General features: G+C 56.9%; 1 protein-coding gene. It reads right to left on the bottom strand.

All coding sequences use genetic code 11. The features are described from left to right. Positions 1 to 61: 61 nt before the first annotated feature. Complete coding sequence (locus tag FS628_RS33520) at positions 62 to 268, bottom strand: hypothetical protein (RefSeq protein ID WP_222125322.1); 207 nt, start codon at positions 266 to 268, stop codon at positions 62 to 64. Positions 269 to 313 lie beyond the last annotated feature (45 nt).

Raw genomic sequence — 313 nt, 5'->3', positions numbered from 1 at the left:
CATTCCTTCCGACCAGAACCCCCCCATCACGCACTGCTTTTCCCCCTAAATCAACCTTATCCTAATCAAACTCCCGATCCATCCCAACTAACACATCCCTTCCCCCCTCCCCACCTACCACACTCCCAACCCCCATTCCCCCAACTTCTCTCTCCAAACCCTCCTCACCCACAACCACCACCTTCCCCTCCCCCCTCCATAATCCCCTCCTATCCATCACCTCCCTCTCTCCCCTCTCCACTCCCTCCACCACCCTTCCCTCTACCATTCCCCACCGCTAACCATCTCCGGTCTGTGATCAACCTAAACACCG

The organism is Paenibacillus xylanexedens (assembly GCF_007676705.1).
In the GTDB taxonomy this organism is placed as follows: Bacteria; Bacillota; Bacilli; order Paenibacillales; family Paenibacillaceae; genus Paenibacillus; species Paenibacillus xylanexedens_C.
This window is presented reverse-complemented; position numbering and strand designations above follow the sequence as displayed.